The organism is Mycoplasma sp. HS2188 (assembly GCF_025209835.1).
In the GTDB taxonomy this organism is placed as follows: domain Bacteria; phylum Bacillota_I; class Bacilli_A; order Mycoplasmatales; family Metamycoplasmataceae; genus Mycoplasmopsis.
The window spans coordinates 104,083-124,869 of sequence record NZ_JAOAOI010000002.1; the positions used below are offsets into that span (position 1 = coordinate 104,083).

Here is a 20,787-nt window from a genome sequence, read left to right on the forward strand (position 1 = left end):
TTAGTTATTATTTTTCTTCGATAACAAAGATTTCTTCACCTACGTGGATTTCTTGACCTGGTTCAATTAGAACTTCAGCAATAACACCTGTTGTTGGTGCGGGAATTTCTGATGTCATTTTATCAGTTTCAACTGAGAATAGGTTATCTCCTTCAGAAACTGAGTCACCTACTTTAACAAATACTTCAGCAACTGTTCCTTCGTGTAGTCCTTCTCCGATGTCTGTAAATTTCATTCTAAACATATTATAATTCTCCTAATAATTCTGGTTTTTGTAGTAATTCAATAATTCTATTATTCAATCTGGCCATATCAGCACCATCTACTCAACGGTGGTCTGCAGCAACAGATAAATAAATTTGTTTTGATGGCGCGAATGAACCATCTTTGTTTACGATAACTTCGTCCATAATGGCACCAACTGCAAGAATACCTACTTGACCACCATTTGGAATTGGTGAACCATGTAGTACACCAACAGATCCAACATTAGTGATTGTAAAGTTTCCGCCCGCCATATCTTTAGGGCCAATTTTTCTTTCTTGTGCTAATGCAGCAAGACGAACAATTTCTTTTTGGATTTCAACAACAGAAAGTTTTTCAACGTTTCTGATTACTGGAACTAATAATCCAAATGGTGTATCAACAGCAATATTAATATTTACTGAATCTGGATATGTAATTTCTCCGGTTTCTGCGTTTCATGAACCTAAAAATGCAGGAAATTCAGTTAAAGCGATTGCGGTTGCTTTAGTAATTCAAGATAAAAATGTTAATTTAACACCATCTTTTTCTAAAACTTTAGCAACATTTGCTTTACGGTAATTTCACAATGTTGTTGCATCACCTTTACGTGTAAGTGCACAATATGCGATGTTATCCATTACATTTTTAAGGTTTTTAGCAATAGCTTTTCGAATTGGTGGAATTTTTTCTACTTTAGCTACTAGATCTTTTGGTTTAATCATTTCTGACATTTGTTATCCTCTTTTCTATAAACCTTATTAATTTAATTTTTTATTATTTATTTTCAGCTTTAGCTTTTAATCTTTCAAGAATTGCTCTTTCACGTGGTGTAAGATCACCATCCTTAACTTCTTCTTTTTTTGGAGCAACATTTTTTGTAGCTTTTTTAAATGATGAAAAATCTAGCATTTCATCTGAAACTTTAATTTGTCCTACAACAGCAGGCGCGCCTTGTTCTTTTTTTTCTTCGTTTGACATGTGTGTCTCCTTGTTGTGAAATATAAATTCGAATTTATTAATTCTGCAATTTGACGATAATGGATGTATTGATGCATGACAATACAATCGCTAAACTGCTATCATTATTATATATTAAAATCAATTCCATATAAATTTATATTTACTTATTAAATTTGGTTTTTTATTACTTTTTTAAATTTAAATAAGTCTTTTTGAAAAATTAAAAAATAAGCAATTTATTTTGATGACATACTTTATAGGAAATTGTTCCCATTATGGAAATTTGTGGAAAAATAAAGTTCATATTTTATAAACAAAGACTTTTATGTTTCATTTTACTAATTATATTTATTTTAAGTGATATTGGTCCTTTGCTAAATCGTACAAAAAATAATAAAAAATTTTTTTATAGATAAAAATCTTTTTTTATCAATCTTTTTTCTGTAAAGAATATAAAATTAAAATGTACAAAAAATAAGTTTTTTAAGGAGATAAAATGGCGAATTATAGTAACTATATAAATGACTTACTAACAAAAAAAAGTAAGGAAAAAATTCTATCTGTTCTATTTATAGACGGTGATGATAAAAGATCAAGAGAGGCAGCTCTTTTTCTACAAAAAAATAACTTAGCCAAACCAGTAATGCTTTTAGAAACAAGAGATCAAATCGTTGATGACGGGTTAAAAAATATTGTTCTAGAAGATGAAAGTGAATCAATTGAAAAATATGCTCAATTAATGGCCGAAATCAGAAAGGGTAAAGAAACAATTGAACAAACACGCGAACTATGTGCTTACCGTCCATATTACGGTGCGATGATGATTAGAAATAAAGACATTGATAGCGCAGTTGGCGGCTTAATTTATTCAACACAAGATATTTTAAGAGCCGCTTTTAAATGTGTTGGTCCTAAACCAGGTGTTAAAACAATGTCATCTATTATCGTAATGCACAAAGGCGACGAAAAAATTATTTTCACAGACCCTTCAACAGTTCAAAAACCAGATGTTAATCAACTAGTTGATATTGCAAAAAATGCCATTGATTTTGCTAAATCAATGAACATGAACTCATTAGGTGGATTCTTAACATATTCAACAAATGGTTCAGGAAAAGGGGAAAACCCTGATTTAGTTAGAGAAGCAGTGAAATTATCATTAGAAAAAGGTTTAAATGTAATTGAAGGTGAATTACAATTTGATTCAGCATATGACTTAAATGTTAGAAAACACAAATTCCCATCAGCAACGCAAGAACCTACCGGAGTTTTTGTTTTCCCTAACTTAGAAAGTTGCAACATCGCATGTAAAGTTGCACAAAGAATGGGCGGATATGGTGCTGTTGGTGCAATCATGGTTGGTGTTAACGGTGCAATTAATGACTTTAGCCGTGGTGCCACTGTACAAGATGTCATCGATGTTACATCGATCACAATATTGAAAGGATATGATTTTCTATAATGAAAAAAATATTAACAGTTAATGCCGGTAGCTCAAGTTTAAAATGAGCTTTATATTCATACACTAAAATGGAGGTTCTAGCTAAAGGATTATGTGAACGAATTAATCTAGACGGAAACATAATTATTAAAATGAATGGTAGAACATACGAACACAAAGTTGATTTACCTAATCATACAGTTGCTGTTGCCGAATTATTGAAATTTTGAGGAAAAATCGGTGTGGTAAATGATTTTAGCGAAATTGAAGTTGTAGGTTTTAGAACCCCATTCGCAGGCCACAACTTCCTTTCGCCAGTAATTTTTGACGAAAATGTTAGAGCAGGCATTCAAGAAGCTACTAAATTTATACCTTTACATGCACCAGCAACTCTAGATGCTGTAGCCGGTTTTGAAAATTCACTTCCAAATGTAACAAAAGTTATTTGCCAAGATACAGCATTCCACACATCAATTCCAGATGTAAACAGAATATTCCCAATTGCACGTGAGTGAAGTGATAAATTCCACATTTTTAAATTCGGATACCACGGTCTTTCACATGAATATGTAACACACAAAATGCAAAAAATTTTGAACAAGAAAAAAGTTAATGTAGTCATTGCACACTTAGGTTCAGGTTCTTCTGTTTGTGCTGTTAAAGATTCTAAATCTATCGATGTTACTGTTGGTTTTAGTTCATCGGACGGATTGATGATGGGAACAAGACCTGGAGCTATTGACCCTGGAATTACAGATTACTTAGTTCGTGTTGAAAAACAAGATATTCAAGAAGTTCACGATATGATGGTCAAAAAGTCAGGACTTTTAGGTGTATCGGGTGTATCAAATGACATTCGTGACTTACACGATGTTTACAACACAAACAATAATGCAAAACTTGCTATAGACATTTTTGTTGCTAGAGCAGTTGATTATATTTCAAGTTATTTAAATAAAATTGGCGAAAGAATCGATGCGTTAGTATTTACTGCCGGTATAGGTGAAAACGACCCTGTTATAAGAGACATGATTGTAAAAGGATTGAACTCATACCGTATTAAATTATCAGCACCTAAAAACGTGCAAGATTATAATGATTTTCTTGAAATTTCAACTCCTGCATCAGAATTCCCTGTATTTAAAGTTAGAACTAACGAAGAAATTATTATAGCTCGTTATGCAAAAGAATTAGTAAAATCACATGATGAATAATTAAAAAATGTCTTTGTAAAAAACAAAGGCATTTTTTAATATTCCACAGACACAAAACAGCGCTCAATAACTGCATAAATTGAATCGAAATTATTATTGTTTCTATCTGAAACAATAAGTTTTATATAATTCAAACATGAATAAAAACACAAAAAATTGGAATACGTTCCGTAATATCACTGAAGTTATTGTCACTTCTTCACGTGATATGTCTAAAATTGATGATAAACATCACACAATGACAAAAATTCTTCGTCGTATCTATATGATAACAATATTTATTGTCTATTTCACATCTCTTTCAGCTATAGCCGCTGACAAAAGCGTGATAGAAAATCATAAATTTTTAAGTTACCTATTAGGTATAAACGACTTATTGGTTATTATCATTGCAATTGCCGATTTTTTCCTATGGTTCTTAATATCGTTTAAAGGCAAAAAGCCGTTGCTAAATCTAATTAAATTTCCATTTAGTTTTATCGGTATATTATTGATTTTGATAATGGTGCCATCAATTAATCAACTTTTAATTTACACCGGTTTTTCCAAAACAGAAGCTTCTAAATTACGTTATTTAGTCCTTGTTCGAATAATCAGATTATTTTTCTTGCTTTCTTATTTCAAACCATTTGCTGCTCTATTTAGTGTCTTTAAAAAAGAAAAATCAGTATTAATATACACGTTTATATTCATTATATTTGTGATTTTAATATTCTCTATTATCTTTTACTTAGAAGAATATGACAAAGTTACCGGAATATTTATGAAAAAAGAAGGCCAAACAGTACCGGATGGAAATCAGTTTTTAAAGGCAATATATTTTACAACCGTAACGATGACAACTATTGGTTATGGCGATCTAACTCCGGCAACACAAACTGGTCGAATAATGGTAATTGTGCTTTCATTAATTGGTATAGCAATATTCGCCATACCAAGTGGTGTTATTGCTGGTGGTTTCATTCACGAATTGAAATCTCAATTAGAAAATAAAAAACGAAGCAAAAAATAGCATCAAAATTTGATGCTATTTTTTACTTATCTAGTTCTTTAATTAAGTCATCGACATTGTCGAATAAATGCCCGTTAGCTTTAACTGCTCCAATAACAAATAAATTGAAATACATAAATTGAGATTCAGCTTTTGAATTACATATTAAATCCAAGCGTGCATCATTTCTTTGTAAATAACCTGTACGTCTAGAATCTGTAATTAGCCCGTAAATTTTCATTCCTCTTTGAGCCGCCATACCAATTTCTGCTGCCACTCCTGGATCTATTACTAATCCATCTAAAACTGCGACAATAATTTGTGAATCTTCCAATTCTTTTTTGTCAGCTAGATATATTTTTTCTGAATCAGCAACTTTTGTTTTATCGTTAATTGAAAAGTTTTCTTGTGGTAAATAGACCTCATATTTACCTAATTCTCTTATTCTTTTCACAACTTGCTCGTTAAATGCTAATTCCGCTTGCGAGAATAAAGCGTTAGCAAAATAAATCTTTTTCATATTGTTTTCTCTCCTTGTTCGTACACTCTAATTATAGATATATTGAGGACGTAACAAATAAAATATTCATTAAATTTTACTATGCTAATTCAGCTTAAAAAAATCAAATTTTACTCATATTAATTCAGTATTTATTGACAAAATTAGTTGATTTATGTTTGGCAAATTAGATATATAAAAAATTTAAACAAATGTTTTTGTTTAAATTTTATTGCTTTATATTGAATAGTAATTTTTAGACTGATTTTGAAATGGTAATTATTAATTATATGGTGCCAATTACGGGAATCGAACCCGTGGCTATTGATTACGAGTCAACTGCTTTACCACTAAGCGAAACTGGCATTTAAAGCAATTAGATTGCTTTTAAAATTATTGTTTGTTTTTTACCTTTTTTGAAAATGGCGAATTTATTGCCGTATTTTTGAGGGTTGAATTGTGTTGTTTCGCCAATGATTTGGTCATCAATTCTAAGTGCCTTGTTATTGATAAATTCTCTCGCTTCTCTTTTTGAAGAAATGAATTTATTCATTATTAAGTTATCGACTATATTTTCATTGATTGCAATATTTGAAACTGGTAAATATAATTGCATTTGTTCAAGATCTTGGATGGTTAAGCTTGATGCATCAAAACTTTTATCAAATAATATCTTAGTGATATTGACAGCAATTTTTGCTTCACTTTCTCCGTAAATATCTTTTACAACATTGTAGGCTAATTCTTGTTGTGCAAAACGAGCAGATGTGTTTGCATTGTGTTTTGTCATGATTTCTTTAATTTTTTCAATATCAATAAACGTTAATCATAATAATAGTTTTTCAACAATGGCGTCAGTTTGATTGTATAAATATTGATACATGTGAAATGGCGAAGACATTTCTTTATCTAGTCACAATGAACCACCACCTGTACTTTTGCCAATTTTTTTACCGTTTTCATCTGTTAGTAAATCTAATGTAATTCCAACAGCTTTTGAATTATTATCGCCAACTACTTTCGAAATCATGTCTAGGCCAGTTGTGATATTGCCTCACTGGTCACTTCCACCGACTTGTACCATTACATTTTTGTTTTTATATAGCTCTAAAAAGTCATTACCTTGTAGTAATTGATAAGCAAATTCAGTGAAAGATAGACCTCTTTCAATACGAGAAGAAACAGAGTCTTTTGCCAACATGTATGAGATATTTATTAATTTACCAGCGTCTCTTAGAAATTCTAAAACATTCATATTTTTGTAAATATCAAAATTGTCAAAAACTTCTAGGCCAATGCCTTCAAGTTGTTTTCTAATTCTGTTTTTATTTTCAACTACTTGTGCATTGTCTAGTAATACACGTTCAGAATCTTTGAACGAAGGATCGCCTATCATACCTGTTGCGCCACCGATAAGAGCAACAGCATTGAAACCAGCATCTTTAAATCTTTTAAGAGTTGACATTAACATGTAATTACCTAGATGAAGACTTTTAGCTGTTGGGTCAAAACCGCCATATACGCTTGTTTGTGAAGGGACTAGCTTATTGAATTTGTCAATGTTGCTTATTTGTTTTAAAATACCCCTTTGTTTTAATTCTTCAATGATATTCATTTATTTCTCCTCGGTTTTGTTTATCAATTCTGTATAAACCGTTTCTATATTTTTGCCTAAATAATTATCAGGTTCACTAATTTTCGCCAATACATTGTTTTCAAATTCATTAGTATATTCACTCAGAGATAAAGAATCTGCACTACATAGCATTCCTTCACTCATTACACCCATAACTTCACCATTTTTAATTATTAGTCCGCCAGGTGTAATTGAACCATTCATGTATCAAGCTAAATATTTACCTTCTGTCGTATATGTTGTATTGGTAATGATTGTTTTGCTATACTCACCAAAATTAACCTTTAGAACAAATAATTTTTCGCTTTTAGGATGAGATTTTCTTTCGATTATTTTACCGATTTTGATGTTTGCAATATCTTCAAAAATGAATTTAAATTCAGTGTTTTTATTGATTTTTTCAATAATTTTATTGATTAAATGATTGCTAGCAATTGAAAATTGTTTTTGTTCTATTAATTGGTTTTTTGAACTAACGATAATTGAGCTAACTCTTAAGTCATTGCTGTTTGCATAGTTTATTGAAAACTTATATTCATCAGTGTTTATCACTAAATTTTTTTCGCTTTGAATAGATGAATTGAAAACAAGTTCAAATGTATTTTTAAATTCTTTATTGTAATTAAATAACATAGCCATAGTCTTTAAATTATATATTAAAATGGCTAATTGTTAATACTCATTGTTATTTGAATATTCTGCAAATTTAAAAAGAGACAGAATTATGTCTCTTTTTAAAGAATATTAGTGAATTATTTTTTTGCTTTTTCTAATTCAAGTTTTAAGTGAGCTGAACGAGCTGCTTCTCAAACAATTTCGTTGAATGTTGGGTGTGGGTGAGTTGTATAGGTAATGTCTGAAACGGTTAGTTTGTGTTGCATTGCCATTCCGATTTCAGCGATATAGTCAGTTGAATTTGCACCAATAATAGCAGCACCAACAATTAGACCTGTAGAACGGTCAACAACTAATTTAGCAAAACCTGATGTATCTTTAGTTGCGATAGCTTTTCCTAAATATCCAAATGAGTATTTAGCTGAAAATACATCCATTCCTAATTCTTTTGCTTTTTCTTCTGTTATACCAATTACAGAAATTTCAGGGTGTGTGTAGATGCAACCTGGAACTGGTTTTGTAAGTTCGTATTTAACATCGTGTCCCAAAATGTGAGCAACAGCTGTTAGAGCGTGTTGGTAAGCAACGTGTGCTAACATATTTTGAGCAGTTAAGTCCCCAATAGCGTATACATTTTCAACATTTGTACGCATGTATTCATCAACCAACACTTCTTTTCTTTGACCTAATTCAACACCTGTGTTTTCTAAACCGTGTGAATTTGGAATACGTCCGACAGCAATTAAGTAAACATCTGAAAGAATTGTTTTTTGTTCACCGTTAACTTCGTACATTAATTCTTTAGCTTCGTTTAAACCATTTGTTGAAGCGTTGTAAATAACTTCAATACCAGCTGATTTAAAGTGTTTAGTAATTTCTTTAATTAAGTCTTTATCCATTCCGGTTAGTAATGAATCTGTATTTTGGATAATAGTTACTTTTGAACCTGCTGTAGCAAAAACTTGAGCAAATTCAACACCAATTACACCACCACCAACAATTGTTACACTAGCTGGTAATTCTTTGTCAAAATTAATTGCTTCACGTGATGAAAGTAGTTTGAAATCTTTGTAACCTTGTTCAAAACCTTGTAATTGTTCAAGTTTACGTGCACGACTACCCATTGCCATAATAATGTGTTCACCTCTGTAAACTTTGTCATTAACTTTAACAACGTGTGAAGATAGTCATTCTGCGTGTCCTTCTTCGATGGCTACTTTTGAACCTTTCATAAGCATTTTTACACCACCAGAAATTTGTTTAACAACAGCAGCTTTTCTTTCGTGCATTTTTCTTCATGTTTCTTGTTTGTCAACTTTAATATCTTCTAAGTTGGCAACAACACCATAGCTAGCAGCATTTTTAAGAATGTCTAAAACGTGTGCAGAAGCCAACATTGCTTTTGTAGGAATACATCCAACATTTAAACAAACACCGCCTCAAAATTCTTTTTCAATAATAAGAACTTTTTTGCCTGATTTACCAAGTTCTTCGGCTGCTAAATATCCCCCTGGACCAGCTCCGACGATAATAACTTCGTATTCAGCGTCAACATTACCTGTGTATGCTACGCCTTTTTCGCTAAAAGCTTTTTTCATAATAATCCTTTCTTTTCGGCAAAAATATTTTTGCCGTTTTTAATAATATAATTATAAAAATAAATTTTCTTTTTAATAAAAAAATGTCCAAAAATGGTATTAATTTTACATATTTAATTAAATTTTGCGAGATAGCATTAAAATGCTTATAATTAAAGTATGTCAAATATAGTAGAAGTTAAAATTGAGATCCAAAAAGGATCAAATATTAAATATGAATTTGATCGTGCAGATGGTCAATTGCACGTGGATAGAATATTGAGAGGAGATTTTGTATATCCAGCAAATTATGGTTTTATACCAAATGCACTTGATTGAGATGGCGATGAACTAGATGTATTAGTTTATTCACCAGAAACATTTGTTCCAGGTTCATTATTGAACGCACGTATTATTGGTGCAATGAAAATGATTGATTCAGGCGAAACTGATACCAAATTAATTGCAGTCCACGCTGATGATTATAGATTAGACACAATCACTACTTTAGATCAATTACCTGAACCATTTTTGAAAAATGTTGAAATGTTTTTCAACAACTACAAAAATTGAAAAAAACCTGGTGCTTCAAAAGTAACAGGTTTCGAAAATGTTGAATGAGCATTGGAAGAATTGCAAGAATGCAAAGAATTAATGGATAAATACGGCCAAATGCCTAAAAAAGAATTTATCGCTAAAATGATGCAATTACATCCTGAAAAATACGAGGCATAGAGTTAAACTCTATGTTTTTTAAAGCAATTTTAGGCAGTAATTAAAATATAAAAACATTGCGAATTTGTCAATTTCGCAATATTTGTCGTCTCTAAGTGTTGATTAGATCTGCTTTTGATATAACTTCTAATTGTTTATTTTTTAAAAGTTTAATTAACTTTCTTCATTTTGGTATAAATACAAAAATCTTTATTTGTTTCTTTGAAAGCATTTCAATTTAGGTTTTTTTGTCTATTAACGACTAAATTTTCATAGTTTTTAAATTAATGCCGTTTTTTATGTGTGTATTGTTACAATACTGTGAGTAGATTAAGTTTAGACTAAACAAATTTACAATAAAATATAATCTCATTTAAATTTGCATAGTAAAAAAATTATAATTAAAGTAAGGAGATAAACTCCTATAGAAAGGATAATATGAGCAAAAGTATCAACACATTAAGAAAAGAATCGCAGTTAAAAACAATGATCGCACAAATTGTTACTACTGACTTAACAAACGTAAATATTATCAACCCGACAGTTATCGATTGTGAATTATCGGCAGATTCGTCACACGCAAAAGTCTTTGTGACTTTTAGTGAAAAATCACAAGACGGAATTGAAGCAATCAGAAATGCTGCCGGCTACATTAGAAAAACATTATCGCACGCTCTTAATTGACGTAAGGTTCCAGAAATTCACTTTGAATTAGATCACGTAATTGATGACGCTATGAAAATTGAAAAAATACTTCAAAAAATTAAGACAGAAGAATAACAAAAAAACTTCAACAAAAAAGTTGAAGTTTTTTTGTTTGATTTGAAAAAGTTTAATCAATATCGTATTTTTTAAGAATTGCGTCAACATCCATATCTAAAACATCATCAAGATTGTCCGAGTATGTATTATTGTTTTTCTCATTAGTTTCAATTTTATTGGTTTCTTTTTTAATTGTTTTTGGTTTTTCTTTTGTTAAAGAACCATATTTGAATGAAGTGTTTAGGATTGCATCAATTTTTATTTTTGAAAATCCTTCTTCAGCTGTTGAAACTGGATAATCAGAAATGTCTTCGATAATTATTTCGTTATTTTGATTTTTCACAAAGATTTCAAAACTTTCATCGTTTGTTATCATGTCGTGAATTGTCAATGGTTTTGTTTTAAATTGAGGGAATAACGGTTTTCCAAGGTGTTTTTTAGACACTTTAGAAATATTTGACACTTTTATACGTTTAATATATTTTTCGTTCGCAATAATATTGACAATATCGTTTTTATTGACCAGAGCAAAATCAGCAATTAAATCTGTGCCTGATAAAAAACACGATTTCACTCCCGCTGCTTTAGCACCATAGACTTGTAAATCCGCTTCGCTGTATAAAGAACCAAGCCCTTTTTTAGTAGCAATAAGAATACTTTTGTTTCCATCCGAAAGTTTAGCTCCGACTAATTCATCATTGTTTTTTAACAATAAAGCAGTGAATGTTTTGCTATTTCGTGAAACATAAAAATCTTTCAATAACACACGTTTTCCTTGCCCTTCGCGACTGAATAAGCAAACATAGTTTTCAATTTCAAAATCGGAAACAGCTATAACTGAAACAACCTCTTCGCCAGACAATAACTCAACAAATTCAGATAGGTGTGAGCCATACTCTTTTCATTTGCTTTCTTGCAATTTATAAACAGGTATTAGAGCATAATTTCCCATATTAGTAAAAGCTAATAAGCTGTCAGTTGTGTTTACTTTATTATTGAAAATGATTCGATCTTCTTCTTTTATTGCAAACGTTGTTCAGTCATTCGATTGATTAACTTTAGGAGAAAATCTTTTGATATAACCGTGTCTTGTTATTGCCAAAAGAACTTCCTCGCTCGCAACTAAATCGGCTTCATCATATTTAATTTTAATTTCTTCTTCATTGATAGTAGTACGACGCTCAACACCGAATTCTTTTTTGATTGCTTTCAATAATTCAATAACTCATAAATCAAATTTACTTGGGTGTTTCAATAAGATTTCACATTGATTAATCAATTTTTCAAGGTCGGCTTTTTCGGCGATAAAGGCCGCTTTATCAGTTTTTGAAAGTCTATATAATCTCAATTCAGCAATCGCTGTCGCTTGATTGATTGTAAAATCAAAGTGTTTAACTAAATTTTCAATAACACCTTGCTTTCCATTCTCACTATTTCTAATAACTTCTATAACTTCATCAGTGATTTCGGAAACTTTAATAAAACCTTCCACAATTTCAAGTCTGGCACGGTATTTTGCCAAGTCAAATTTTAATGTTTTAGTTTTAATATCTTTTACGTGCCCAATATATTGACCTAGTAAATTGTGTAAATTACACAATTGAGGCGAGTTATTAACTATGGCTACATTGTTTGTGTTATAGTAGACTTGTAATTCTGTTTTTTGTAATAAAAAGTTAATTATAGTATCAACATTTGCATTTTTTTCTAATGTAATGACAATGCTTATTCCATCACGGTCTGACATATCTTTAATTTCAAGTAAACCATTAATGTTTTCACTTGAAATTAAAATGTCAATATCTCTAACAAGTTTGCTTTTAACTACCCCATATGGAATTTCACTAATTTCAATATATTTATTGTTTTTATCTTCTTTAATTGAGTATTTTGATACTAAAACTATACGCCCTTTACCTGTTTCAAATGCATCTTTAATTCCTTGATTTCCATAAATTACACCACCTGTGGGAAAATCAGGGCCTTTTATATATTTCATTAATTCAGGTAATGTAATTAACGGATTTTTAATCAATTCGATTGAGGCGTCAATAATTTCGTTTAAATTGTGTGGTGGCATGTCAGTCGCATAACCCGAAGCAATACCTTTAGCTCCATTTAACAATAAATTAGGAATTATTGAAGGTAAAACAACCGGCTCTTTTTCACTATCATCAAAGTTTGGCGCGTATTTTACTGTATTTTTCTTTAAATCTCCGAGTATATATTCACTGATTTTAGCCAATCTCACTTCTGTATAACGCATGGCAGCAGCAGGGTCATCATCGATACTACCGACATTCCCATGCATTTCGATTAAGGTGTGACCGATTTTTCAATCTTGAGCCATTCTAACCATTGCTTCATAAATAGAACTATCGCCGTGTGGGTGATATTTACCAATAACATCCCCTACAACTCTGGCTGATTTTTTGAAAGGTTTATTAGCAAACAGACCCAGTTCACTCATTGAATAAAGGATTCTTCTCTGAACTGGTTTTAGACCGTCACGCGCATCAGGTAAGGCTCTTTGCTGAATGATATATTTAGAATATCTGCTAAAACGATCGGCCATTATTGCATCAATGTTTTCCGCAACAATATTATCGACTATTTCATCTATCTTTTTTTTCTTTTTATCAGTCATATATATCCCTTCCCTTACATTTTTATTAAATTTGGTAATCGTCTTCTAAACTAAATTCAACATTAGCATTGATTCAATCTTTTCTAGGTTCAGCATTGTCACCCATCAATGTAGACACACGTCTTTCAGCTAAAGTAACATCATTAATTTTTACTTGAATTAATGTTCTAGTTTCAGGGTTCATAGTTGTTTCTCAAATTTGGTCAGCATTCATCTCTCCGAGCCCTTTATATCTTTGCACCTCGGCGTTTTTAAAGGCACTTTTTTGTAAAATTTCTTTTAATTCCAATTCATCTCAAGCGTATACAATTTCTTTTTTATTTTTTGCGCTTGCTATTTTGAATAAAGGCGGCAAGGCAATATAGACCATTCCTGCATCAACTAATTGACGCATGTGTCTAAAGAAAAATGTTAATAACAATATTTGAATATGTGCCCCATCAGTATCGGCGTCAGTCATAATTACTACTTTGCCATATTGACTTTTTTTGATGTCGAAATCTTCACCAACACCAGCACCAATTGTGTTTATGATTGTGGCTATTTCTTCGTTTTTAAGTATTTCATATAATCTGGCTTTTTCAGTGTTTAACACTTTTCCACGTAATGGTAATATTGCTTGAAATTTTCTATTTCGACCTTTTTTAGCAGTCCCACCAGCTGAATCCCCTTCAACTAAAAACAATTCTTTTTCAGCAGCAATCTTTGACTGGGCCGGAGTTAATTTACCACTAAGTATTTGCTTTTCTTTTAGTGCGTTTTTAGTTGATCTGGCCTCTGCACGAGCACGGCGTGCATTTGCCCTAGCTTCGGATGCTTTTTTGATTTTATCCAGTATTTTTTTAACTAAAGGTTTATTTTCCACACTTCACATTTTAAGGTGTTTTAGAGCAATTTCTTCGACCACACTTTTTGCTTCAGGTGTCCCTAATTTTTCTTTAGTTTGACTGACAAATTCAAGATATTTTTCAGGAATTTTCACACTCAAAATAATTGTTAGACCCTCACGAATATCATCGCCGTCAAAAGTGTTTTTACCTTTTATTATTTTTTCATCCATGGCGATTTCGTTGAATGTTTTAGTTAATGCTGATTTCAAACCAGTTTCGTGTGTTCCGCCATCTTTTGTTTTAACATTATTAACAAAAGATAAAATTGTTTCATTATAACTGTCAGTATATTGAAAACCGCATTCAACCTCAATATCTCTTTTTGTTTCTCTGAATGTGAATACTTCACCTATTGGATTTTTAGAATCATTCATAAATTCAACAAATGCACTTATTCCGTTTTCGTATTGAAATTCAGTGTATAAGTCTTTTATTTCGTCAATTAAAATTATCTTTAAACCAGCTATTAAAAAGCTGCTTTCTCTTAATCTTTCAGATATTTTTTCGTAGCTTAATTTCGATCTTTTAAAAAGCTCGTAATTAGGTCAAAATTCTACTGCTGTCCCGTTCTCTTTTGTTTTGCCAATTAGTTTTGTTTTTTGTGTAATTTCACCGCCATTTTCAAAAACAGTTTGATAAATTCCGCCTTCTTTATACACTGTTGCAATTAATTTATTACTCAATGCATTAACTACCGAAGCTCCAACCCCGTGTAGACCGCCGGATGTTTTATAAGCACTATCATCAAATTTACCACCTGTGTGTAATTCAGTGAATACACGCTCAACTGCCGTCTTACCAGTTTTGGTTTTACCAACCGGTATTCCCCGACCATTATCTTTAACTATCACTGAACCGTTTTTGGTTAAAATTACAGAAATAACATTAGCAAATCCGGCTAATGCTTCGTCAATTGAGTTATCAACTATTTCTCAAACTAAATGGTGCAATCCATTTACATCGGTACTACCAATGTACATACCTGGACGCTTACGAACAGCTTCCAATCCCTTCATTTGTTGGATACTATTTTCATCATACTTTTGCATATTTTAATAATACTATTTTTTTTATTATTAGCAATTCTTATTTATAAACATGCATTTTATTGGCCTAATTGTGAATATTTTTTTGTTTTTAGTGTTGCGGAGCTTAACAAATAATTTAATGTACTTGTTTTAATATATAATGTAAGACATGTTAAAAATTTATTTATGCGGGCCGACTGTATATAGTACTCCTCACATTGGGAATTTACGGCCAATTACAACTTTTGATTTAGTATTAAAAGCTCACAAATTTCTTGGTAGAGAATATTCATTGATTCACAATATAACAGATATTGACGATAAAATAATTGACAAAGCAATTCAAACTAACACTACTGAAAAAGATGTTAGCGAGAAATACACTAAAGAATATTTTGACTTATTAAAATCACTTAATATTGACACAATCACACATATTGAAAAAGTTACAGATAATATTGATTTAATTATTGATTATATTGACAATATTGTTAAAAGTGGAAGCGCTTATATTGATGATAGTGGCAATGTTTGATTTGATATTCAAAAAAATATTGAAAACTATGGTGTTGTTTCTAAACAAAACATTGACAAAATGATATTCGAAGATGACTTTAGCTCTAAAAAATTTAAAGCTGATTTTGCACTATGAAAAAAAACAACTAAAGGTATTAAATTCCCATCAAAATTTGGCGATGGTAGACCTGGTTGACATACTGAATGTTGTGCTTTAATTGCCAAACATTTTGGTTCATACGGAGTTGATATTCACGGCGGTGGAATGGATTTAGTCTTTCCACATCACGAGAACGAAAACATTCAACATTATTCACTTTTTAAATCAAATTTATCAAAAGAATGATTGCGTAGTGGTCAGATCAATTTAGAAGGTATCAAAATGTCAAAATCATTAGGTAATGTTGTGCTACCAAGTGAATTTTTTGCCGCATACGGAGTCGAAGTTTATAAACTAATGTTATTAACAGCTAAATTCACTGCGCCAATAAATATTACGCAAGAATTACTATCAAATTTACAAACAATCGAAACTAAGTACAAAAAAGCAATATTTAAGATTTATTCTAAACTCGGAACTGATTTAAAAATTCAGAGATCTCCTAAAGTAAATGAAATTTTTGAAGCGTTGGCAAATTATGATTTTGCTAAATACAATTTATTATTAAATGAAGAGCTAAAATTATTCAATAAAACAGAGTCTATTGAAAATGCCCTTAATATTCACACAATTATTAACATTATTCATCCCACTCTAACTGATGTAACAAAATATCAAGAAATATTGGAAATATACAAAAAATGACGTGTATTTGTTGATAAAAAAGATTTTGAAAACGCTGATAAACTAAGAGAAAAATTAATGGAAAGCGGTCTTTATTAACAAATAAAGAATTGGAATATATTATGAAAAAAAGCAACAAAAATATGGAAAAATTAATGTTGTGAGGAAGAAATTCAGTAAATGATGCGATAACAAATAAATTGCCAATCGATGTTGTTTATGTCAATTCTGATAAACTCTCACAAAAAATTAAGCAACAAACAACAGCGAATGTTATTGTTAAGAGCAACGAGTTTTTTAGCGAGATTACAAGCGAAAATCATCAAGGAATTATTGCTGTTTTAAAAAGTTTTCTTATACATGAATTGAATAGCATCGAAAAAGATAAACCCCAAAATGTTTTGGTGTTAGATAAGATTCAAGATCCACACAATTTAGGAGCCATAATTAGAACTGCAAATGCATTCGGCATCACACACATTATTCTTTCAAAAGACAGAAGTGCCGACATAACTTCAACAGTTTTAAAAATTAGTTCAGGTGGTTTTGCTGGTATTAAATTTATTAAAGTAAATAATATTGTTGCAGCACTAAAACGTTTAAAAAAGGTTGGATACTGAGTATATTCTTCTGCTTTAAACGAAAATGCAGAGCATTTTGATCAGATAGAGTATAACAAACCAACAATTTTAGTCATCGGAAATGAAGGCAATGGTGTTAGTCAGCCGGTGTTGAATGAGTCTGATGTTATTATTTATATTCCCCAACGTGGTAGTGTACAATCGCTTAACGTATCAGTTGCTGCCGGTTTATTGATTAATCAAATAACCAAGGGGTAAAATGATCTTTTCAAAGCTAGATAAACTGAATAATGAGGACCTGGTTAATTTGTTAAGAACATCAAACAATGAAAAAATTATAAAGATTATTGACTATCTATATGGTCATGATCTAAAAACAAAAGTAAAAATAATGCTATACCGCAATCCGCAAAACTTGCTTGATTGAGGCGATATTTATTATGAGTTTTTATTCACAATTCCTAGGATGTTAACTAATTACAAAATTAGCGAAAATGCTACTTTAAGAACTTTTTTATTGAAATCAATTGAATTTTTCAGTTTAAATAAGTTCAAATATTGAAATTGTAAAAAACGTAGTCCGAATTTTATTTCAACACCAGCCGATGAATTGTTTTATGTTTATGATGTATCAGCTAGTGAAAAACTAGATAAAATTTTGGGCGAGCTTGATTTAAAGATTTTCACTGAAAAGGTATTGAAAAATAGCAAAAATGTGAAATTAATTCATAAGTTAAGAAATACGAGATATGTTAATTTATTAACTGCGACCAAATTAAACAGTTATCAATATAATATTGGAAAAATGTTCAGCACTTACTGCAAATAGTGTATACTAATGGTAGTGCTGAGCACTTTTTTATTTAACGTAAATTAAGGAGATTAAATATAATTAATATGAAAAAGCAAAAAATTACATTAAGTTGTTCTGTATGTTTTTCACTAAATTACTCAACAACAAAAGGTTCTGGTAATTTAACAAGAATTGAAGTGAAAAAATACTGCCCAAAATGTAAAACACATACTTTACATAAAGAGGAAAAATAATGACCAAAAACAAGCCAAAAGTTGAAAAAAAGAAAAAATTTAAATTTAGAAGATTTGTGCGTGAATTGAAAAGAGTAAGATGACCATCACAAAAAACAAATTGAATTTCGTTTTTAAAAGTTATTGCTTTTACCTTACTTTTTACGTTAATAGTAATGCTTTTTGCAACCTTGATTTCCTTACTATGAACTAAAATAGGTATTAATTAGAGGAGTAAATATGGATAAAAAATTTCAATGATATATGATTTCGACAGTATCAGGTAAAGAAGATATTGTTGTTGAATCACTAAAAAATAGAATAATAAGTGAACAAGTTGAAGCTGATTTTGATAATGAAGCTACCCCAGATGGTGCTTTTAAAATTTTTAAAAAACCAAGTTTAACAGCCAAAGAAGCAGAAAAAAAACTTAACGGCGAAGAATACAAAGTTAAAACGATTAACATGTATAGTGGCTATATTTTTATTCGTATGTTTATGAGTGACGAGGCGTGATTTGTTGTTCGTAACACCCAATATGTAACAGGTCTTATCGGTTCTTCGGGTAAGGGAGCTAAACCAACTCCAGTTTCGTTAAGAGAAATTAAAAGAAGTTTCAAATCAGAAGAAAAATTCTTTAAAGACTTTAATGACGGTAAAACCGAAAATAAATTTGCTATTGGTGAAATAGTAGAAATAATCGACGGGCCATTTAAAGGTCAAACTGGAAAAGTGATATCAGCAAATGACAACACTAAAAAAGTTTCTGTAGAAGTTGAATATTTTGGTAGATATGTTCCAACAGATTTTGACTATGATGTAATTGAAAGTCAAGAAAAATAGAAGCATATTATTGATAATTAAAATTAATCATCAAATCAACACACGAGTGTTGATTTTTTATACAAAAATAAGAGTTTTTATTGATTATCGTCAATAAATATAGACATTTCCCAAAGATTATTAGCCGTGTATATTTACTGAACAAAACGCAGTATTATCCCAATATTTTTTGCAATAATACTGCGTTTAGTGTAATGAAAAAATACTTTGGCATAAGCCACGGTATTTTTAGGTTTAATATTAGTTTATTATTTGATAATATGAGTTCCCATATATGGAATTAACTTATCTGGAACAGTAATAGAGCCGTCTTCGTTTTGATAGTTTTCTAAAATAGCAGCAATTAATCTGTCAATCGCTAAACCAGAACCATTCATTGTGTGTGCGTATTGATTATTTCCGTTTTCGTCTTTATATCTTATCATTGCACGTCTTGCTTGAAAATCACCCATATATGAAACAGAAGAGATTTCACGGTATTGAATTTCAGAAGGAAGTCATACTTCTAAATCAATTGTTTTTCTTGATGAAAAACCTGTATCGCCAGTACACAATAACACTTCACGGTATGGAAGTTCTAATAATTCTAAAACTTTTTTAGCTTGTGCTAACATTTGTTCGAATTCAATTAAAGCATCTTTTTCGTTGGTTATTTTTACTAATTCAACTTTTTTGAATTGATGTAATCTGATTATTCCTTTTGTATCTTTACCGCCACTTCCCGCTTCAGATCTAAAACATTCAGTGAATGCTGTATATCTTTGTGGTTTAGATAAATCAACAATTTCGTTATTTAGTAGATTAGTTAAAGTTACTTCGGCTGTAGGGATTAAGTATCAATCGTTACCATCAACGCTGAAAAGATCTTCTTTAAATTTAGGTAATTGTCCTGTTCCAAAAAGAATATTTGGCTTAGTTATAACAGGAGTAGAAAATTCTTCATAACCGTCGCTAGTGTGTAAATCTAATAAGAAGTTTTGGATTGCTCTAGCTAATCTAGCACCTAAGCCGGTGTAAACTACAAATCTAGTTCCTGATAGTTTAACACCACGCTCAAAATCAATTAAATTCAAATTCTTAGCTATCTCGTAATGTGGTTTTGATTTAACAACCAATCCTTTGCCTAAATTATCGTGAGTTGCGATTACTACATTATTTTTATCGCTTCTACCAACTGGTACACTTTCCAATGTAACATTAGGTATTGTTCAAAGTAATTGATTAGAAGCTTCATCTATTTCTTGAGCTTTTTTCTCTAATTCAACTTGCTCTTTTTTTAGTTCTGCCGCTTTGATTTTTAATCTAGATATTTTTTCTTTATCACCTTTTGCGTTTGCAAATTCTTCTTTAGTAAATTTTGATAATTCAGCACGTTTTGTTTGAGCATCGTGCATCAATTTACCACGTTGTTCCAATAAATCAACAAGATTATCAAATACACTTAAATCAAAATTTCTGTTTGCTAAATTTTTTCTAACTTTTTCTTTATTTTCTTGAATAAATTTGATGTTTAACATATCTCTCCTAAATTTGAATTAATGTCTAAATTAATATTTAAATATTATACACTTTTTGCGTTTGATTAATATTAAGAACACACATTTTAAAATATTAATTTTGTTGCCATTGTGAATAACACTGCTCAATTTTGTTGGTTAAAAACCTGTAATTATTCAGTGTTTTTGGTGTTTTTTTCAGTAAATACAAGCAAAATTATTAGTTTTTACCTAATTTAAAATTAATTCTTTTGAATTTCATAAAATTTTGTATTATACGGAAGATTGTATGTCTATTTATATTAATATTAAATAAATATA

General features: G+C 30.4%; 20 protein-coding genes, 1 tRNA gene and 1 pseudogene. 11 read left to right on the plus strand and 11 right to left on the minus strand.

All coding sequences use genetic code 4. The annotated features are described in order from the left end of the window. Window positions 1-13: 13 nt before the first annotated feature. The 3 genes and pseudogenes from N1F73_RS01370 to N1F73_RS01380 all read right to left on the minus strand — a co-directional run. A pseudogene (locus N1F73_RS01370) lies at window positions 14-244 on the minus strand (biotin/lipoyl-containing protein); the annotation flags it as partial. A 1-nt stretch (window position 245) separates the two neighbouring features. Continuing rightward, window positions 246-977, minus strand: a complete 732-nt coding sequence (locus N1F73_RS01375) for a 2-oxo acid dehydrogenase subunit E2 (RefSeq protein ID WP_259289882.1) — start codon at window positions 975-977, stop codon at window positions 246-248. A 43-nt stretch (window positions 978-1,020) separates the two neighbouring features. Further along, a complete protein-coding gene (locus tag N1F73_RS01380) occupies window positions 1,021-1,224 on the minus strand; it encodes a hypothetical protein (protein ID WP_259289881.1) in 204 nt (67 codons plus the stop codon). Between the two features lie 478 nt (window positions 1,225-1,702). On the opposite strand from N1F73_RS01380, the gene N1F73_RS01385 reads away from it, so the two are divergent. The 3 genes from N1F73_RS01385 to N1F73_RS01395 all read left to right on the plus strand — a co-directional run bounded on the left by N1F73_RS01385 (window position 1,703) and on the right by N1F73_RS01395 (window position 4,873). Then, the gene (locus N1F73_RS01385) at window positions 1,703-2,668 is read left to right on the plus strand and encodes a phosphate acyltransferase (protein ID WP_259289880.1); all 966 of its coding nucleotides are present in this window, start codon (window positions 1,703-1,705) and stop codon (window positions 2,666-2,668) included. Further along, window positions 2,668-3,861, plus strand: coding sequence for an acetate/propionate family kinase (locus tag N1F73_RS01390; protein ID WP_259289879.1), 1,194 nt, complete (start codon window positions 2,668-2,670; stop codon window positions 3,859-3,861). The genes N1F73_RS01385 and N1F73_RS01390 overlap by 1 nt, the downstream gene beginning before the upstream one ends. 136 nt (window positions 3,862-3,997) lie before the next feature. Further along, entirely contained in the window at window positions 3,998-4,873 is an 876-nt protein-coding gene (locus N1F73_RS01395; protein WP_260359606.1) for a potassium channel family protein, read from the plus strand. 22 nt (window positions 4,874-4,895) lie between these two features. Here N1F73_RS01395 and N1F73_RS01400 read toward each other — a convergent pair whose 3' ends face one another. The 5 genes from N1F73_RS01400 to lpdA all read right to left on the minus strand — a co-directional run bounded on the left by N1F73_RS01400 (window position 4,896) and on the right by lpdA (window position 9,200). Further along, the gene (locus tag N1F73_RS01400) at window positions 4,896-5,372 is read right to left on the minus strand and encodes a nucleoside 2-deoxyribosyltransferase (protein ID WP_259289877.1); all 477 of its coding nucleotides are present in this window, start codon (window positions 5,370-5,372) and stop codon (window positions 4,896-4,898) included. Window positions 5,373-5,642: 270 nt separating this feature from the next. Further along, a tRNA-Thr gene (locus N1F73_RS01405) sits at window positions 5,643-5,716 on the minus strand. An 11-nt stretch (window positions 5,717-5,727) separates the two neighbouring features. Further along, the gene (tyrS, locus tag N1F73_RS01410; protein WP_260359611.1) at window positions 5,728-6,966 is read right to left on the minus strand and encodes a tyrosine--tRNA ligase; all 1,239 of its coding nucleotides are present in this window, start codon (window positions 6,964-6,966) and stop codon (window positions 5,728-5,730) included. Next, window positions 6,967-7,626: a TyrS-associated PheT N-terminal domain-related protein TapR gene (gene tapR, locus N1F73_RS01415; protein WP_260359613.1), complete on the minus strand. Its 660-nt coding sequence runs from the start codon at window positions 7,624-7,626 to the stop codon at window positions 6,967-6,969. It lies immediately after the preceding gene. A 113-nt stretch (window positions 7,627-7,739) separates the two neighbouring features. Further along, window positions 7,740-9,200 (minus strand): dihydrolipoyl dehydrogenase, encoded by a 1,461-nt coding sequence (lpdA, locus tag N1F73_RS01420; protein WP_259289874.1) that lies wholly within the window; start codon window positions 9,198-9,200, stop codon window positions 7,740-7,742. A 159-nt stretch (window positions 9,201-9,359) separates the two neighbouring features. On the opposite strand from lpdA, the gene N1F73_RS01425 reads away from it, so the two are divergent. Next, a complete protein-coding gene (locus N1F73_RS01425) occupies window positions 9,360-9,914 on the plus strand; it encodes an inorganic diphosphatase (protein ID WP_260359615.1) in 555 nt (184 codons plus the stop codon). A gap of 417 nt (window positions 9,915-10,331) precedes the next feature. After that, a complete protein-coding gene (gene rbfA, locus N1F73_RS01430) occupies window positions 10,332-10,673 on the plus strand; it encodes a 30S ribosome-binding factor RbfA (protein WP_259289872.1) in 342 nt (113 codons plus the stop codon). Window positions 10,674-10,725: 52 nt separating this feature from the next. Here the strand turns inward: rbfA and parC are convergent, their stop codons facing one another. Together parC and parE are read right to left on the minus strand one after the other, a co-directional pair. Next, window positions 10,726-13,302 carry a DNA topoisomerase IV subunit A gene (gene parC / locus N1F73_RS01435; RefSeq protein ID WP_260359617.1) on the minus strand — a complete coding sequence of 859 codons (2,577 nt, stop codon included), beginning with the start codon at window positions 13,300-13,302 and terminating at the stop codon, window positions 10,726-10,728. 25 nt (window positions 13,303-13,327) lie between these two features. Further along, window positions 13,328-15,241: a DNA topoisomerase IV subunit B gene (gene parE, locus N1F73_RS01440; protein WP_260359619.1), complete on the minus strand. Its 1,914-nt coding sequence runs from the start codon at window positions 15,239-15,241 to the stop codon at window positions 13,328-13,330. A 148-nt stretch (window positions 15,242-15,389) separates the two neighbouring features. Between parE and N1F73_RS01445 the strand changes: the two genes are divergently transcribed. The 6 genes from N1F73_RS01445 to nusG all read left to right on the plus strand — a co-directional run bounded on the left by N1F73_RS01445 (window position 15,390) and on the right by nusG (window position 18,970). After that, window positions 15,390-16,619 (plus strand): class I tRNA ligase family protein, encoded by a 1,230-nt coding sequence (locus tag N1F73_RS01445; protein ID WP_260359621.1) that lies wholly within the window; start codon window positions 15,390-15,392, stop codon window positions 16,617-16,619. A 23-nt stretch (window positions 16,620-16,642) separates the two neighbouring features. Next, window positions 16,643-17,359 (plus strand): 23S rRNA (guanosine(2251)-2'-O)-methyltransferase RlmB, encoded by a 717-nt coding sequence (gene rlmB / locus N1F73_RS01450; RefSeq protein WP_396888675.1) that lies wholly within the window; start codon window positions 16,643-16,645, stop codon window positions 17,357-17,359. Between the two features lies 1 nt (window position 17,360). Continuing rightward, window positions 17,361-17,930, plus strand: coding sequence for a hypothetical protein (locus N1F73_RS01455; protein ID WP_260359623.1), 570 nt, complete (start codon window positions 17,361-17,363; stop codon window positions 17,928-17,930). Window positions 17,931-17,998: 68 nt separating this feature from the next. Beyond that, complete coding sequence (gene rpmG, locus N1F73_RS01460) at window positions 17,999-18,148, plus strand: 50S ribosomal protein L33 (RefSeq protein WP_259289867.1); 150 nt, start codon at window positions 17,999-18,001, stop codon at window positions 18,146-18,148. After that, the gene (secE, locus tag N1F73_RS01465; RefSeq protein ID WP_259289866.1) at window positions 18,148-18,357 is read left to right on the plus strand and encodes a preprotein translocase subunit SecE; all 210 of its coding nucleotides are present in this window, start codon (window positions 18,148-18,150) and stop codon (window positions 18,355-18,357) included. Before rpmG ends, secE begins: the two co-directional genes overlap by 1 nt. A 10-nt stretch (window positions 18,358-18,367) precedes the next feature. Beyond that, window positions 18,368-18,970 (plus strand): transcription termination/antitermination protein NusG, encoded by a 603-nt coding sequence (nusG, locus tag N1F73_RS01470; RefSeq protein WP_259289865.1) that lies wholly within the window; start codon window positions 18,368-18,370, stop codon window positions 18,968-18,970. A gap of 248 nt (window positions 18,971-19,218) precedes the next feature. Here the strand turns inward: nusG and serS are convergent, their stop codons facing one another. Continuing rightward, the gene (serS, locus tag N1F73_RS01475; RefSeq protein ID WP_260359625.1) at window positions 19,219-20,487 is read right to left on the minus strand and encodes a serine--tRNA ligase; all 1,269 of its coding nucleotides are present in this window, start codon (window positions 20,485-20,487) and stop codon (window positions 19,219-19,221) included. Between the last annotated feature and the right edge of the window lie 300 nt (window positions 20,488-20,787).